The sequence below is a fragment of the Ralstonia sp. NFACC01 genome, assembly GCF_900115545.1.
Classification (GTDB): domain Bacteria; phylum Pseudomonadota; class Gammaproteobacteria; order Burkholderiales; family Burkholderiaceae; genus Ralstonia; species Ralstonia mojiangensis.
In genome coordinates this window covers 50968-63436 of record NZ_FOWV01000007.1, presented here as the reverse complement: position 1 = coordinate 63436, position 12469 = coordinate 50968, and the positions used below count along the sequence as shown (strand labels likewise).

Annotated in this window: 9 protein-coding genes and 1 riboswitch; of the genes, 8 read left to right on the top strand and 1 reads right to left on the bottom strand. The window is 64.4% G+C overall.

What is annotated here, in order from left to right:
• Positions 1–59: 59 nt before the first annotated feature.
• Positions 60–161: riboswitch (TPP riboswitch) on the bottom strand.
• Between the two features lie 215 nt (positions 162–376).
• The gene (locus BM136_RS18530) at positions 377–1537 is read left to right on the top strand and encodes an NAD(P)H-dependent flavin oxidoreductase (RefSeq protein ID WP_092973935.1); all 1161 of its coding nucleotides are present in this window, start codon (positions 377–379) and stop codon (positions 1535–1537) included.
• A 74-nt stretch (positions 1538–1611) separates the two neighbouring features.
• On the opposite strand, the gene BM136_RS18525 is transcribed toward BM136_RS18530, so the two are convergent.
• On the bottom strand, positions 1612–6645 hold the full coding sequence (locus BM136_RS18525) for a putative Ig domain-containing protein (RefSeq protein ID WP_092973932.1): 5034 nt from the start codon (positions 6643–6645) through the stop codon (positions 1612–1614).
• A gap of 502 nt (positions 6646–7147) precedes the next feature.
• Here BM136_RS18525 and BM136_RS18520 point away from each other — a divergent pair.
• From BM136_RS18520 to BM136_RS18490, 7 genes are all read left to right on the top strand, one after another.
• Positions 7148–7696: a phage tail protein gene (locus BM136_RS18520; protein WP_092973929.1), complete on the top strand. Its 549-nt coding sequence runs from the start codon at positions 7148–7150 to the stop codon at positions 7694–7696.
• Positions 7697–7706: 10 nt separating this feature from the next.
• Positions 7707–8243: a phage tail protein gene (locus BM136_RS18515; protein WP_092973926.1), complete on the top strand. Its 537-nt coding sequence runs from the start codon at positions 7707–7709 to the stop codon at positions 8241–8243.
• 17 nt (positions 8244–8260) lie between these two features.
• Positions 8261–8782 carry a phage tail protein gene (locus BM136_RS18510; RefSeq protein WP_092973922.1) on the top strand — a complete coding sequence of 174 codons (522 nt, stop codon included), beginning with the start codon at positions 8261–8263 and terminating at the stop codon, positions 8780–8782.
• Positions 8783–8859: 77 nt separating this feature from the next.
• Positions 8860–9162 carry a DUF6916 family protein gene (locus BM136_RS18505; protein ID WP_092973919.1) on the top strand — a complete coding sequence of 101 codons (303 nt, stop codon included), beginning with the start codon at positions 8860–8862 and terminating at the stop codon, positions 9160–9162.
• A 5-nt stretch (positions 9163–9167) separates the two neighbouring features.
• Positions 9168–9677: a GNAT family N-acetyltransferase gene (locus BM136_RS18500; protein WP_092973916.1), complete on the top strand. Its 510-nt coding sequence runs from the start codon at positions 9168–9170 to the stop codon at positions 9675–9677.
• Between the two features lie 80 nt (positions 9678–9757).
• Positions 9758–11419, top strand: a complete 1662-nt coding sequence (locus tag BM136_RS18495) for an acyl-CoA dehydrogenase family protein (RefSeq protein ID WP_092973914.1) — start codon at positions 9758–9760, stop codon at positions 11417–11419.
• Between the two features lie 124 nt (positions 11420–11543).
• Positions 11544–12431 carry an amino acid ABC transporter substrate-binding protein gene (locus BM136_RS18490; protein ID WP_092973911.1) on the top strand — a complete coding sequence of 296 codons (888 nt, stop codon included), beginning with the start codon at positions 11544–11546 and terminating at the stop codon, positions 12429–12431.
• Positions 12432–12469 lie beyond the last annotated feature (38 nt).

The window sequence follows — 12469 nt, the reverse complement described above, 5'->3', positions numbered from 1 at the left end:
GGACGAAACCGGGAGAGGTGGCGTGACCCGAAGAACTGAGGGGTGGGCTGCCAGAGACTACGCGGTGTTCTGAAACTTCCCACGCCGGTACGAACCGGATCGGGTGCGAAGGGACTCTCTCAGCCGCACGGCCCATCCGTACGGCACCCCTGTTTCATCCAACGAGGCTGAATTTAAGCACAGGGCCGTCGGCGTTGCCAGCACGAAAACCAGTGAGTTGACGGTCGACGGGTCATTTCAGTCCAAACCGCCGCGCAATGTGCGGCGGCGCGCACCGGCGCAACCCGCCTTGATCTTGCGCAACCCCGCTGCGTTTCACCTATGCGACGCTCAGTCCCTTTTCTATTGCATTGCGGCACGGCCGCTGGGAGTTGTCATGCTGGAGCGTCGGTTCACACTCGCGGGGCGCAGCCTCGTACCCATCGTGCAGGGCGGGATGGGCGTGGGTATTTCGGCGCACCGGCTGGCCGGCGCCGTGGCGCGCGAAGGCGGCGTCGGCACCATCGCCAGCATCGACTTGCGGCATCACCACGCAGACCTTGTTGCCGCCACCGAGAAATCGCACGACAAGGACGCCATCAACGCCGCCAACCTCGTCGCGCTGGACCGCGAGATCCGCGCCGCGCGTGAAGGCAGCCAGGGCAACGGCATGATCGCCGTGAACGTGATGAAGGCGGTGGAATCGCACCCCGCGCTGGTGCGTCAGGCGTGCGAGAGCGGCGCCGATGCCATCGTCATGGGCGCGGGGCTTCCGCTCGATCTGCCCGAGATGACCGCCGAGCACCCGAGGGTCGCGCTGATCCCGATCCTTTCCGACTCGCGCGGCGTGGGCGTGGTGCTCAAGCGGTGGATGAAGAAGTCGCGCTTGCCGGATGCGGTGGTGATCGAGCATCCGACGCACGCCGGCGGCCACCTGGGCGCAGCCCGCATTGAGGATTTGCGCGACGAACGCTTTTCGTTCGCGCGGGTGCTGGACGAATGCCGTGAACTGTTCATCAAGCTGGGGCTGGCTGCGGAACAGATTCCGATCATCCTTGCAGGTGGCATCGATTCGCATGCCAAGGTGAAGCATTGGCTCGACAAGGGCGCCGCTGCGGTGCAGCTCGGCACTGCATTTGCGGTGACAGAAGAGGGCGATGCGCACGTGCGCTTCAAGCGGGTGCTGACGGGCGCGGAGCAAGGCGATATCGGCGAGTTCGTCAGCGTGGCCGGGTTGCCGGCGCGGGCGGTGATGACGCCGTGGTTGTCGCGTTATCTGTCGCGCGAAAGCGCGCTGCAGGCGAAAGCCAAGGTGCGGGATTGCCTGCAAGGGTTCGATTGTTTGCAGACGTGCGGGCTGCGGGATGGGATTGGGAAGGTGGGGCAGTTCTGCATTGACCTGAAGCTTGCGCAGGCGCTGCGGGGAGATGTGGAGCGCGGGCTGTTTTTCCGCGGGGCTGGGAAGTTGCCGTTTGGGGAGGCGATTCGGCCGGTGCGGGAACTGATGCATTACTTGTTGACTGGGGAAAAGCCGGCGGAATCCTCGACGGCAACCTGATGCGCTGAGATCGCGGCCGAAAAAAAAGCCAGCCCGAAGGCTGGCTTTTTGTTGGGCGCTTACCGCTTGTTGCTTCAGAACGGTGCAGCAAACGTCAACCGAATCCCCTGCTGCAAACCGCCCATCCCAGCCATCACGCTGTAGTCCAACCCAAACGTGAGCGGCCCGGTGCGGAACTTCGTTCCCAACCCGATCTGCATGCGATCGCGCCCAAACGGCGTACCCGGCACGTAGTAAGCAGGGCCCGCCGATGCCAGATCGGCATACGCCAACCCCGCATTGCTCTGTCCATTGAAGTCGTGCTGGTACTCCACCCGTGCGAACGGCAGGAACGTGCCCCACTTGGTCTTCTGCGTGTATTCCGCACGCAGGCCGAGCGTGCCGGATACCGTTGTCACCGTCTGGTCGAAATACGTCAGCGCGTTGATGCCGGCGCCCGATTCCGTGAACTGATCCAGCGTCGATTGCGAGACCGCCAGGCGCCCGTAAGGCGAGATCAGCCAGGTGCGATCGCGATGCTCATAGCCGGCCGACACGGAGGCGAACACTTGCTTGCCGTTGCGCTTGCCGGTGGCAAAGTCGTTGGAGTCCGTCACCCAGCGGCGCGAGTCGAAACTGAGCGTGCCGAAGCCGGCCACGCCATCGACGAACAACGAAGGCAGCGGGCGATAGCTGCCGTAGAGCGCAAGGCTATAGCTGTCGCCCGTGCTCTTGGTGCCCGCGTTGCCGATGTCGGTGGAGTCACGCCCGTAGCCGAAGCCACCGCCGATCGAGAGCTGATCGGACACGCGGTAATCGGCGCCCGCCGTCACGCCGCCTGTGGTGAAGCGGAAACCGGATCGTTGCGTGCCCGCGTTGGCGAAACCAAAGTCCAGCGTACCGGCGCTCCAGAACGCGAGATTCGGATCGGTGTTGTCCGGGCCCACGCCGGCTGCGTCGGCACCGGGCAGGTCGGGACCGGCATCTGCGTTCGACTTGTCGGTGTTGCCGCTGGCCGCATCGGTATTGCGCTTGCCCCGTGCGAACGGCCGCACGCCTTGGCCCTCACCGCGCATGCAGGCATCGTGCGCGGAAATGCCGACCACATCCTGGCAACGCGCCTGCATGTCCACGCGCTGGCCCGGCATGGCGACTGTCAGACCGTTGCCTGACGGTGCCCGGCCCGTGCCATGCAGCGCTTCCAGACGACGGTTGTAGTTGTCGATCTGCGTGGTGGCAAAGCGGCGCGCGGCCTGCACTTGCGCGTTGATCAGACCTGCCACATCCGGGTCGGCCGAGGGGTCCTTGCGCGGCGCCACGCTCACCTGCACCGTGGCCGGCGCCGAGGTGGCAAACGCGTTGGACAGCGTGTACGTCAGCACGGCCTGGCCGCTGTAGGTGCCCGACGGCGTGAAGTTCATCACATAGGTCGATGCCGCCGCAGCCGGACTCCTCACGCCCGCCGGCGTCTGCACAGCCTTCTGCACAATCGTGGCCGTGCCGGCGTTGGCCGGCACTACCGACACCAGCGTCGCCGCCGTGAAGGGGCCACCCGTGGCGCCTTCGGTCAAGTCCACGCTCACCGCCTGGCCCGACGACGTGGTGGCCTGTTTCTGCGCTACGGCAATGGGCACCGCATTCACGTTGACCGTCACCGGAATCGGCGCAGATGTGCCGGCCGTGTTGATCAGCGCATAGGTGAAGTTGACGGCGCCGGAGGTGGTCGGGGTCGGGGTGTAAACGATGTCCAGACCGTTGACGACGGCAGTGCCGCTGGCAGGCGGACTGACAATCGCAATGGACGAGAACGGACCGCCCGTTGCATTGGCCGTTGCATGCAGCGTGATCGGCGCCGTCGACATGGTGGTGGCCGTGATTGCCGGCGCGGTGCCGATCACCTGGCCCACCGTGATCGTGTAGCTGCGTGTCCCGTTGTACGGGGCGCCGGTGCCTGTGCTGCTGTCAGTGGCCTTCACAGTGAACGTACTGCTGCCCAGCGTAGTGGGCGTGCCCGACAGAACGCCTGTGCTGGCGTTCAGGCTGAGGCCCGCTGGCAACGTACCTGTGGACACGGCGTACGTGTAAGGCGCGGTGCCGCCGGCCGCACTGAAGGTCTGGCTGTAGGCCGTGGTGATCTGGGCCGGGTTAGCGGCCGCAGGACTCACCGTGACCGTGGGCGCACCGATGGTGACGCTGTAGGCACGGCTGGCCGTGAAGCTATTGGCATCCGTCGCCGTGATGGTGAGGTTGAACGTTCCCCCTGCGGTGGGCGTGCCCGAGAGGACGCCGGTGGTGGTGTTCAAGCTCAGGCCTGCCGGCAACGCACCCGCCGTCACAGCGTAGGTGTACGGCGCGGTGCCATTGGCTGCCGAGATGGTTTGGCTGTACGCCGATGCAATCGCCGGGTTGGGCAGCGTGGCCGGCGATACCGTCACGCTAGGCGCGGCGATGATGAGCGTATAGACCCCGCCGACCGCAAATGGGGCACCCGTCCCCGTCGAACTGTCGGTCGCGGTGACGGTAAAGCTGACCGTGCCGGCCGTGGTTGGGGTACCTGCCAGCGTGCCGGTGGCGCCGTTCCAGGTCAGGCCCGCGGGCATGGTGCCGCTGTTGACTACAAGGCCATAGGTGTACGGGCTCGTACCACCACTTGCCGTGAAGTTGCGGCTGTACGCCGTGCCGGCGACACCGCCGAGAGAACCCGAGGCCGGTGTGATGGTCAAGGTGGGCGACCCAATCGTCAGCGAGTAGGCGCGGCTTCCGGTGTAGGGACCGGTTCCGGTGCTGCTGTCAGTCGCGGTGACGGTGAAGTTGAACGCACCACCGGACGTGGGTGTACCCGACAGCGTGCCGTTACTGGACAGCGTAAGCCCCGCCGGCAGCGAACCCGCCGTGACGGCGTACGTGTAGGAACCTGTGCCGCCGCTGGCCAAGATGGTCTGGCTGTAAGCCGTAGCGACGGTAGCGCCCGGCAACGTGCTCGGGCTCACCGTGACGGTGGCAGCACTGACCGTCAGGCTGTACGCACGCGAGCCGGTATAGCTGTTGGCATCGGTGGCCGTGACGGTGAAGTTGAAGGTGCCGCCCGCCGTGGGCGTGCCAGTGATCGCCCCGGTGCTGCTGTTCATACTCAGGCCCGCTGGCAGGGCACCGGCCGTCAGCGCGTAGCTATAAGGCGCGGCACCCCCGCTGGCCGTCGCAGTCTGGCTGTAGGCGGCGCCGACGGTTGCCGCGATCAGTGTGGTGGGCGACACAGTAATGGTGGGCGCCGAGGTGGTCAGCGTGTAGGTGCCAGACGTGCTGTACGGCCCCGTGCCGGTTGCGTGGTCCGTGGTAGTCACCGTGAAATTCACCACGCCCGTGGTGGTGGGCGTACCGGACAACACGCCGGTACCGGTGTTGAACGAGAGACCGGTCGGCATCGTGCCGCTATTGACGGCAAGGCTATACGTGTATGGCGCCAGGCCGCCACTGACTGTGAAGGTCTGGCTGTAGGCCACGCCGGCCGAAGCGCTGAGACTGCCCGACGCCGGTGTGATCGCCAACGTGGGCGCATTGACGACCAGCGTATAGGCGCGGCTGCCTGTATACGGGCCGCTGCCGGTACTGCTATCGGTGGCGGTCACGGTGAAGTTGAACGTGCCGCCTGCCGTGGGCGTCCCCGACAGCGCGCCGCCAGAACTGAGCGTGAGGCCAGCCGGCAACGCTCCGGAAGTGACGGCGTAGGTGTAGGCCGCCGTACCGCCGCTGGCCGTTATCGTCTGGCTATATGCCGTGGCAACGGTGGCATTGGTCAGCGCGGACGGCGAGAGCGTGATCGTCGGTGCAGCGACAGTCAGCGTGAGCGTGCCGCTGGTCGCCGTGAACGGACCGGTGCCTGTGCTGCTGTCGGTGGCCGTAACGGTGAAGTTGAACGTACCGCCCGCCGTGGGCGTGCCCGACAGCGTGCCGTCGCTGGCCAGCGAGATGCCGGCGGGCAGCGCGCCCGACGCAATCGTGTAGGTATAAGGCGCCGTACCGCCGCTGGCGGAAGCCGGCGTTTGGCTATAAGCCGTACCCACCGTGCCGGCTGCAGGCGAGGACGGCCCATACGTGACGGTCGGATTCGACACGGTGACAGTCACGGTGGCGGGCGCAGACGTGCCACCCGCGTTGGTCGCGGTGTACGTGAATGAGTCCGAGCCTGAGTAGGACGCGCTGGGCGTATAGGTGATCGACGTGCCCGACGCGGTGGCTGTGCCGTGCGCTGCCTGCGTTGCGACGGCCACGCCGGTCGGCGCGCCGCCGGTAATGTTCAGCGTGACGGGGTTGCTTGTGCTGCCGTGTGCAACGGTGGTGCTGACCGCGTTCGCAACAGGAGGCGCTACAAAGGTGTATTGGTCGGACGCGTTGGTCGGGCTGGTTCCGTTAGCGTTGGTTACGGTGATGTCAACCGTCCCGGCCGCCCCTGCGGGCGAGGTGGCTGTGATCGACGTTGCGCTGTTGACGGTGTAGCTGGTGGCGTTGGTCGCGCCAAACTTGACCGCAGTGGCGCTGGTGAAATTGGTGCCGATGATGGCGACGGAGGTGCCGCCGGCGGTGGTCCCTGAGTTCGGCGCAATGCTCGTCACCGTCGGCGCAGTCGGGATCACGGTAATGGTCAACGAGCCGGTAGGCGTCCAGTTGCCATTGTTATCTGTCACATAGAACGTCGCGGTATCCGTGCCGCTGAAGGAGGGGTTCGGGGGCGTGTAGACGAAACCGTTCTGGGCACCGCTGCCGCCGGGAACATTGGCGAAAATATAGAAGGTACCGCCTTGCGTGGTTGGTGTAGTGACGGCGCCCGAGGTGTTGTCGAAGTTTTGGTCCCCGAAGGTGTCGAACGCTATCCCTACGTTAAGCGGGTCACATGCGGCATTTTCACCAGCCGTCAGCGAGTAGGTTTTCGTCGTGTTTTGCTGCATCGAAAACGAGACGGAGCATGAGATGTTCGCGAGCGCCCCCTGCGACAACACGGTCAACCAGATCGCCAGCAAGGCCAGTAGGCCCCGGCGCATCCATTTCCGCCCCTGCGCCTCCAGGCACCGGAACATTGACCATCCGGCGACCCCACGCCGGCCATACGGGCTGCTTTGTGTCAGCACGCGCATTTCTCCCTCGTTCCGCCCGCTCTGTCGCGGGCTTTTCTCTTTGTGGCGTAATGGGAAATTCAGTGCCTGATCCCCATCGGGCACTCCCCGGTAATGAGGGGAAATAGCGCGCAGATTTGAACACTTACAATCCATTGCATAGCGTCTAACCATGCAATGATTAAGCGTTAACCCTCACAAATACCCCCCGACAGATCAATGCCCCTTTGTTTCTTTTAAAATGAGCAGGCGCAATGATCCCGACGCGATGCTATGAAAGGTGTCCCGTGTCGTCAATACCAACTTTCGGATGAATTGGCATGATGTGTCGCTTTTGGCACGCTCTGCTGCCTTGACACTGGATTTTCATACGGACAACGCGAAAATCCCGTCCATTATGTTTAGTGATACGCCATGACCAGACTGGCAATCAAATTGAGACGCAGAAACCATTAATAGAAGATTTTCTGCTTCGAAGCGAAGAATTCAAGATCGTGGCGATGCCACATTACGAGGAGGGGTCGTGGATCAATACCTGGGCGAGATTCGCCTCTGTGGATTTCCTTTTCCACCAAAAGGATGGGCCTTGTGCAATGGCGCACTGCTGTCCATCCAGACGAACACCGCGCTGTTTTCGCTGCTGGGCACCCAGTATGGCGGCAATGGCACGACCAACTTCGCGTTGCCGGACCTGCGCGGCCGCACGCCGCTGCACCGCGACCTCCAGGACTACGTGCAGGGCGAGGTAGGTGGCGCCGAGACCGTCACGCTGTCGACCACACAAGTGCCGGCGCACAGCCACCCATTCAATGCATCGACGACGCCCGCCACATTGCCGACGACAGGCATCACGCAGAACCATCTCCTAGCCACCAGCAACATTTACAACCCGGCGAATCCGGGGCCCCCAAGTGCAGGCACCCCTCTTTACGGCGCACCCGGCACGTTGACGCCGCTGTCGAACGAAGCCTGCGGCTCCAGCGGCGGCAACCAGCCGCACGAAAACATGCAGCCATCGCTGGTGCTGAACTACATCATCGCGCTGACCGGCGTGTACCCGTCACGCGGCTAGGAGATCACTCATGGCAGAACCATACGTTGGCGAAATCCGCCTGTTCGCAGGCAACTATGCCCCGGTGGGCTGGCTGCTTTGTCAAGGCCAGATCATTGGCATATCAGAGAATGAGACCCTTTTCACTCTGCTTGGCACCACTTACGGTGGCGATGGCCAGAGCACCTTCGGCTTGCCAGACCTGCAGGGGAAGCTTCCCGTGGGACAAGGGCAGGGCCCAGGGCTGACTAACCGCCTGATCGGAGAGCAGTTCGGCGTCGACGGCGTGACGTTGACGATCAATCAGATTCCGGGGCACAACCACGCCATCAACTGCACCAGCGCGGCCGCCACGACTATTACGCCCGGCCCGAGCGTACTGCTGGCAACCGTATCGAACGCGCAGGGCTTCTACGACGCCGGCACGGCAAATTCGCCGGGCAAGGCCGCGCTGGCCCCCCAGACGATCGGGCAGACCGGCAGCAATCAGGCGCATACCAATCAAATGCCGACGGCCTCCATCAACTACATCATCGCCACCGCGGGCATCTACCCGTCGCAAGGCTGAGTCGAAAGGGGAAACCAATGTCCGATCAATTCGTCGGGGAAATCCGTATCTTCGGGTTCAATTTTGCGCCGGTGGACTGGGCCGCCTGCGATGGGGCGATCATGCCGATCTCGCAGAACACGACACTGTTCTCCATCCTTGGCACCAACTATGGAGGCAACGGTTCAACAACCTTCGGCTTACCCGACCTCCGTGCGCGGGCGGTCATGGGCCCTGTGAGCGGCGTGCTCAACGATCCACAGGGCTCGTCCACCGTCTCGCTGGCGGATACCGAGATGCCATCGCACTCGCACACTGCATACGGTGACAACAGTCGTGCAGCGTCGACGACAGCAGGTGGCCGCCTGCCGGCCCGCTTTCAGGTGACGCTCAACCAGTCGTTCATCAACACAGATGCCTCACCAGCGCCGACGATGACTTCGCTGGCACCGCAGGCGGTCGGCACTTCCGGGGACAGCCAGCCGCACGAGAACATGCAGCCGTTCCTGGTCATGAACTATTGCATCGCCCTGCAAGGCGCTTGGCCGCAACACCCGTAAGCCGCTGCCGTTGCGATGGACTGGCGACGCATGCTGTGCCAGTCCATCGCCCAATTTCCGCATCCGATCTGCCGCCCATGACGATTTCCGCAGAGTTGTTCCAGCCGCATGTCGGCACCGCCTTTTCCGTGCTGCAGGCTCCAGGCGGAGCCCACGACCCACAATTCACGCTGAACCTCGACAAAGTGACGGCCGAGCCGGCCCCTCGTCCAGGCCAGCGCGTGTTCTCATTGTTCTTCGCAAGCGATGCGTCGTTCATGCTGCAGCAGGGGACGTACTTCCTGCAGCACGCCACGCTACCCGAACAGCCGGTGTTCCTCGTGCCGATCGCCCGCACCGCGGAGGGCTTTTGCTACCAAGCCTGCTTCAACATCGGCTGAGCGCCATGCCGATCTTTCCGATCGAACGCGCGGGCACCGCGCTGCGCCCCCTGACCGAAGCCGATCAGCCTTTCCTGCGGCACCTCTATGGCACCACCCGCGAAGCCGAACTGCAGGCGACCGGCTGGACCGATGAACAGAAAGCGCAGTTCGTCCGGATGCAGTTCGATGCGCAGCAACGCGCGTACTTTGCCTATCCCGATGCAGAGTTCTTCGTGATCGAGCAGGACGGCGTACCCGCCGGGCGGATCTACCTACAGCATCGGGAAGGCGCACTGCTGATCATCGATATCTCGCTGGTGCCGGAGCGGTGCGGTTCGGGGATCGGCAGCGCGGTGCTTGCTGCTGTATTTGCGCAGGCCCGCGCTTCAGGAAAACGCGTGCAGATTCATGTGGAACGCTTCAACCCCGCTCAGCGCTTGTATCAGCGGATGGGGTTTCGGCTGGTGGAGGACAAGGGCGTGTATCTGTTTCTCGAGTGGGATGGGGCCGCCATCCAAGCGGAACCCGTATAGAAATCCCCCTCCACCCACCCCCACCGCCGGTGGTCTACCATGGCCCACACAACCAAAAGCACCACGCCAGGAGACCCCCCATGCCCACCGAGGCCACCCACCGCGTCTTCAACCAGGTCCCGGACCTGACCGGCTTCAACCCCTTCACGTCCGACACCACGTTGCAAAACGCACTCGAACGTCTGGGCGGCGGCTGGAACGCCAGCGCGCTGCAAGCCTTCGGTGATCAGCTGGGCGCCCCCGAGACGCTGCGGTGGGCCGCCGAGGCCAACACATACCATCCCGAACTCCACACCCACAGCCGCACCGGCGAGCGCATCGACGCCATCCGCTTCGACCCCGCCTGGCATGCGCTGCTCGGGCTGATGCGCAGCCAGGGGCTGCAGGCGCTGCCCTTCGCCGAGCCGCGTGCGGGTGCATGGGCGGCACGCACCGCTGGCTATTTCATGCAGGCGCAGATCGAATCCGGCACGCTGTGCCCTGCGACGATGACGTTCGCGAGCATCCCCGTTCTGCAAAAAGAGACGGCGCTGTTTGCCGAGCTTGGCCCCCGTCTCTACGCCCGCGAACACGACGCACGCGATCTGCCGTGGCGCCAGAAGACCGCCATCCTCGTCGGCATGGGCATGACAGAGAAGCAGGGAGGCTCCGATGTGCGCAGCAACACCACGGTGGCAACGCCGTTGCGCGGCGAGGGCCGCGGCGCCACATACGCGATCACCGGACACAAGTGGTTCTTCTCTGCGCCGATGTGCGATGCACACCTGGTGGTCGCGCGCATGGGCGCGGAAGACGGGCCGCTGTCGTGCTTCTTCGTACCGCGCTTTCGTGACGACGGCGGCAAGAACCCAATCCAGATCCAGCGCCTGAAAGACAAGCTCGGCAACCGTTCCAACGCCAGCTGCGAAGTGGAGTTCCGCGGCGCAGAGGGCATCCTCATTGGCGAGGAAGGGCGCGGCATTCCGACCATCATCGAGATGGCCACGCACACGCGGCTGGATTGCGTGATCGGCAGCGCGGCCATCCTGCGCCACGCGCTGATGCAGGCGCTGCACCACGCGCGGCATCGCATGGCCTTTGGCCGCCTGCTGGTGGACCAACCGCTCATGCGCAACGTGCTGGCCGATCTGGCCCTGGAATCGCAAGCCGCGACCTTGCTGATGATGGAACTGGGCAGCGCGTTCGAGCGCGCAGATGTCGATCCGCTGGCCGCGGCGTGGAAGCGCATCGTCACGCCCGCCGCCAAGTTCTGGGTCTGCAAGCGCGCCATTGAGGCCACCGGCGAGGCCATGGAAGTCTGGGGCGGCAACGGCTACGTGGAAGAAGGCCCGATGGCGCGCCTGTACCGCGAAGCGCCGGTCAATTCCATCTGGGAGGGCTCGGGCAACGTGATGTGCCTGGACGTGCTGCGCGCCATCGCCCGCACGCCGGACGACGCACTGCGCCTGATGCACGACATTGGCGAGCGCGCACAGGGCCACCGTGCCGTGCGCGCGGAACTGGCCGCGCTGCAGGCGATGCTGCATCAGCCGGGCGACATCCAGGAAACCTCCGCGCGCCGCATCGCGCAGGGGCTGGCACTCACGGCCCAGGCCGCCCTGATGCTGGCCCATGCCCACCCCGACGACGCCGAACGCTTCATCGCCAGCCGCTTCCATCATCAGCATGGCCGCGTGTTTGGCACGCTCGACGGACATGCTCAGGAGCTGGGTGCAGTGCTGCAGCGCGCATGGCCTGTATGAAGATTCTGTGAAGAGAAACACGGGGCGGCCGGCGTGAAAGCGGGATGAAAGATCACATCGCCTAGGGTGGGGGAGCCGCGCGAGCGCGCCGGCACCAGAAAAATAACCAGACAGGAGACATCCCGTGCCGCATCCGACCCGCGTATTGCTCGCGGCCGGCCTGGCGTTGTGCGCTTTCCAGGCGTTGGCTGCATCCCCCGTGCTTGACCGCATCCGCGATACCGGCACTGTCCGGCTGGCGTATCGCGAGAACTCCGTACCGTTCTCCTATGTCGATGGCGGCAAGCCGGTGGGATATTCGATCGACCTCTGCGCGAGGCTGGTCGAGGCGGTCAAGGTGGCGGTCAAGCGGCCCGACCTGAAGGTGCAATACGTGCCCGTGACGCCAGCCACGCGCATCGGCGCCATCACCGAGGGCCGCGCAGATCTCGAATGCGGATCGACCAACAACACGCGCGAGCGCCGCGAGAAGGTAGCGTTCACTATTCCGCATTACATTGCCAGCAGCCGCATGCTGGTGAAGACCAGTTCGGGCATCCACCGCTGGGAAGATCTCAACAACAAGACGGTGGTGTCCACGCGCGGCAGCACGAACGGCGGGCAGATCCGCGCGATGGCCGATGCGCGCGTGCTCAGGGTCAACGTGGTAGAGGCCCGCGACCACGCCGAAGCCTTCGGCATGGTGGCGGCCGGCAAAGCCGATGCGTTTGCGATGGATGATGTGCTGCTCTATGGCTTCCGGGCGACGTCGCCAAACCCGGCGGACTACGCGGTCGTCGGCAGCAACCTGGCGGTGGCGCCGTACGCGATCATGCTCGGCAAAGACGACGCCGAGTTCAAGAAGGTGATCGACCTGGCCATGTCACGCACGATCCTCGATGGCGAGGCGGAAAAGCTCTACAAAAAGTGGTTCCAGCAACCCATTCCGCCCAATGGCGTGAAGCTGGAGATCCCGATGAGCTTCCTGCTGCGCGACTCGTTCAAGTTCCCGACCGACAAGGTGGCGGATTAGTGCAACGCTGATCAACCACGCACCGAGAAGGTGCTTGA

What these genes read in the sequence shown, in the direction of transcription:
- BM136_RS18505 (WP_092973919.1), top strand. Translation starts at nt 8,860, where the DNA reads ATGACGATTTCCGCAGAGTTGTTCCAGCCGCATGTCGGCACCGCCTTT.
- BM136_RS18530 (WP_092973935.1), top strand. Translation starts at nt 377, where the DNA reads ATGCTGGAGCGTCGGTTCACACTCGCGGGGCGCAGCCTCGTACCCATC.
- BM136_RS18500 (WP_092973916.1), top strand. Translation starts at nt 9,168, where the DNA reads ATGCCGATCTTTCCGATCGAACGCGCGGGCACCGCGCTGCGCCCCCTG.
- BM136_RS18525 (WP_092973932.1), bottom strand. Translation starts at nt 6,645, where the DNA reads ATGCGCGTGCTGACACAAAGCAGCCCGTATGGCCGGCGTGGGGTCGCC.
- BM136_RS18495 (WP_092973914.1), top strand. Translation starts at nt 9,758, where the DNA reads ATGCCCACCGAGGCCACCCACCGCGTCTTCAACCAGGTCCCGGACCTG.
- BM136_RS18510 (WP_092973922.1), top strand. Translation starts at nt 8,261, where the DNA reads ATGTCCGATCAATTCGTCGGGGAAATCCGTATCTTCGGGTTCAATTTT.
- BM136_RS18515 (WP_092973926.1), top strand. Translation starts at nt 7,707, where the DNA reads ATGGCAGAACCATACGTTGGCGAAATCCGCCTGTTCGCAGGCAACTAT.